The organism is Leptolyngbya sp. FACHB-36 (assembly GCF_014695955.1).
In the GTDB taxonomy this organism is placed as follows: domain Bacteria; phylum Cyanobacteriota; class Cyanobacteriia; order Leptolyngbyales; family Leptolyngbyaceae; genus FACHB-36.
This window is the reverse complement of the sequence record NZ_JACJPG010000024.1, coordinates 1-3,287: the sequence shown is the minus strand read 5'-3', so window position 1 is coordinate 3,287 and position 3,287 is coordinate 1. Positions and strand designations below refer to the sequence as shown.

General features: G+C 51.9%; 3 protein-coding genes. 1 reads left to right on the top strand and 2 read right to left on the bottom strand.

Annotated features, from left to right (window positions below):
* Window positions 1-329: 329 nt before the first annotated feature.
* Entirely contained in the window at window positions 330-935 is a 606-nt protein-coding gene (locus tag H6F43_RS00290) for a hypothetical protein (RefSeq protein WP_190340044.1), read from the bottom strand.
* Between the two features lie 21 nt (window positions 936-956).
* On the bottom strand, window positions 957-1,766 hold the full coding sequence (locus H6F43_RS00285) for a class I SAM-dependent methyltransferase (protein ID WP_190340043.1): 810 nt from the start codon (window positions 1,764-1,766) through the stop codon (window positions 957-959).
* A 113-nt stretch (window positions 1,767-1,879) separates the two neighbouring features.
* Here H6F43_RS00285 and H6F43_RS00280 point away from each other — a divergent pair, with 113 nt between their 5' ends.
* A complete protein-coding gene (locus H6F43_RS00280; RefSeq protein ID WP_190340018.1) occupies window positions 1,880-3,115 on the top strand; it encodes an LL-diaminopimelate aminotransferase in 1,236 nt (411 codons plus the stop codon).
* Window positions 3,116-3,287: the final 172 nt, after the last annotated feature.

Genomic DNA, 3,287 nt, shown 5'->3' with positions numbered 1-3,287 from the left:
GAAAGCAGCCTGGTGGGAGGAAGTTAGTGAACCTCGAATCAACTCTACTAATAGCTCAACAAGCTAACATTACGTAGCAGCAGCTTAGGAAAATATTGAATGCTTAGTTTGAAATTGTTTGCTACCGCTCAACGTTGCTGTTAGCTAGATGCTTTAAATGCGTTTGCCCTAGTTATCTAGCCGTATCAGTGAGGGTGAAGCTATTGCGCTAGCAAATATTCAAGCAGCCGCATAATTTTACCTTGAACTTTGAAGGGTCTACTCTGACCCGAATTTTGAAACAAACCGCTTGAAGATCGATCGAGGTTTTGAGCGTTTACAAAGCCGTGCTACTCTGCCGAATTTGCAGTTACTCGCACCCACAGCGCCAAGCCACCGCCACGACCTCTTGCGGCAATGAAGTCCTCGGTGATCAGAAAAAACGAAAAGAATGGGAGTTGAGCAATGGACTGCTGCTCGAACTTCTCTGCTTGTACTTTTCCGCCTCGCATTGCACCACTGAAGAACGATCGCCCAAACAGATTCAGGCGCCACTGATTGAAGTCGAACGCCACTAAATTCTTCTTTCCTACATACCGCGCTGGACCCGTTAATTGCAGACGAACAGGACCAAACTGAACCTGGTTACCGATCGCCATCGCCTCCGTGCTCGTCTCAAATGAGATTTGTGCTGGAGCCAGCCTCGGCACATAAAAGCCGCGACCTAGCGCAACTCCACCTCGCCGGACTTTGCGCGTTCCGGTCACAAAGCAGAGTTGCCACTGCCCTAGCAAAGGAGCGATCGGATACACCAGATGTTCTTGCTTAGCGGTTTTTTCCGCTTGTAGAAGCGCGTTCACAACGGCATCTGCTCTGGGACGTGCTGCTCCTCGCAAGGTGGCAGCCTGCAACGTCGCAATATAGGGAGGTGCTAGAGGAGCCGATTCAATCGTCATTGGCTAATTCTGTAAGCGATTTTATGTCTGCGATCGTCCGATCGTGTAAGCCCATATCTCAAATTTAGCGGTGGACGTGAGCGTTTTCTCTAAAGAACCATAGTGGTTGAGGCAGAATGCTTCAAACTCACGCATCAATTCAGAAAACTTGGGCTCAGCGACTTGCCAGCAGAGTCCGTAGGCTCTGGCATTGAAGTAGCTCAATACCTCCCTAACGGTGTTGCTCACTATCCACTCTTTAGCAACAAAATAGCGCGAGTGAATACCGCTGCGGTTGAAGTAGTCCTCTACGTTAATGTCTGCAAATTGTGCGCTCGATCGTGCCGCTGGTGGCTGCACAAACGCTGACTGAATTGCTCGAAAGTAATCCTCAAATTCTTTGCGGGCGGGCGGTGTAATCCACTGGCAGTTCAGATACACGCCTCCAGGTTTGAGGATGCGCTGAATGTCGTCTAGAAAAGCTCTCCAATCAGGAACCGTATGGATCATGTGGACTGTTATCACCACATCAAAACTGGCATCGGCAAAGGGAAGCCGAGAGGCATCGGCATGAATCAGGCGTAAATTTGCAGGAACGCTGCCCAATTTTTGGCGAAACTGATCCAACATTTCCTGAGACACATCAATTCCTGTAACAGGATAGCCGCGTTTGACCAACGGCAACACATTCAATCCCGTTCCCACACCGGGTTCCAAAAACGACGTTTCAGGCGTCGCTGCAACTAAATCCAGAATAAAATCAGCAACGTCTTCTGCAACAGACTTGGTTAACCAGCGCGATCGATCATACAGCGGGGCGATCGCGTCGTAGTAGTTGTGTGGAGTTGACATTGATGTCTGCGGTAATGGGCTGCGGTAATGGGCTACAGAGGCGCGTCATCTGCGATGAGCAATGTCCCGTCTGCGGAATAATAGTGGTTTAGGCAACACCCTACTCCTAGACTATGGCAACCATCAACGATAACTACCTGAAGCTAAAAGCGGGCTATTTGTTTCCCGAAATTGGGCGGCGCGTCAACGCCTTTGCCGACGCCAATCCCGACGCTAACATTATTCGGTTGGGCATTGGCGACGTGACCGAACCGCTACCAGACGCCTGCCGCAGCGCTATGATCCGCGCCGTCGAAGAAATGGGCGATCGCGCTAGCTTCCGGGGCTACGGTCCAGAGCAAGGCTATGCGTGGCTGCGAGAGAAAATTGCCGCCCACGACTTTCAGGCACGCGGCTGCGACATCGACGCCTCAGAGATTTTTATCTCCGATGGTTCCAAGTGCGACACGGGCAATATTCTCGACATTTTTGGCAACAACAACACGATCGCCGTAACGGACCCCGTTTACCCTGTGTACGTTGATACCAATGTAATGGCGGGACACACGGGAGAGGCAAACGATCGCGGCGAGTACGGCGGCTTGGTCTATCTGCCAATCTCCGCCGAGAACAACTTCACGGCAGAAATTCCCACTGAAAAAGTGGACCTGATTTACCTCTGCTTCCCCAACAACCCCACCGGAGCGACTGCCAGCAAAGAACATCTGCAAGCCTGGGTAGACTATGCCCGATCGAACGGCTCCATTCTCTTCTTCGATGCCGCCTACGAAGCCTTCATCACCGATCCGGAGCTGCCTCACTCGATTTACGAAATTGAGGGCGCGCGGGAGTGCGCGATCGAGTTTCGATCGTTCTCCAAAAACGCAGGCTTTACAGGCACTCGCTGCGCCTTAACCGTAGTGCCCAAGTCGCTGACCGGGAAGGCAGCAGACGGCTCAGATGTAGAACTCTGGAAGCTGTGGAATCGCCGCCAGTCCACAAAATTCAACGGTGTGTCGTACATTGTGCAGCGGGGCACTGAAGCGGTTTACTCACCGGAAGGACAGGCGCAGACGAAGGCGCTGGTCAACTTCTACCTGGAAAACGCCAAAATCATTCGGGAACAACTGACGGTAGCAGGGTTGAAGGTCTACGGCGGCGTCAATGCGCCCTACGTTTGGGTGCAAACGCCTCAGGGTCTTTCTAGTTGGGACTTTTTCGATAAGCTGCTGCACACGTGCAATGTGGTTGGGACGCCGGGATCTGGCTTCGGTGCGGCAGGCGAAGGCTACTTCCGCATTTCCGCATTCAACAGCCGCGAGAATGTGGAAGAAGCGATGCAGCGAATTACGCAAACGTTTCGGGTGTAGAGCTGAGACTGCTGTTGTCGTATGGCTACCGCCCGCCCTGCTATCAGTGGCGGGCTAATCGATCGAAGCCCGTTCAGAGGATGTTTGAGGTCCGTTCAGATAGAATCTAGCGTTTGCAATTACCAATTACGAATTGCGAATTACGAATTACCAATAGGAGAGTTTGGTCGAA

Excerpts from the sequence above, each read along its gene's own strand:
- H6F43_RS00290 (WP_190340044.1), bottom strand. The coding sequence starts at position 935 with ATGACGATTGAATCGGCTCCTCTAGCACCTCCCTATATTGCGACGTTG.
- H6F43_RS00280 (WP_190340018.1), top strand. The coding sequence starts at position 1,880 with ATGGCAACCATCAACGATAACTACCTGAAGCTAAAAGCGGGCTATTTG.
- H6F43_RS00285 (WP_190340043.1), bottom strand. The coding sequence starts at position 1,766 with ATGTCAACTCCACACAACTACTACGACGCGATCGCCCCGCTGTATGAT.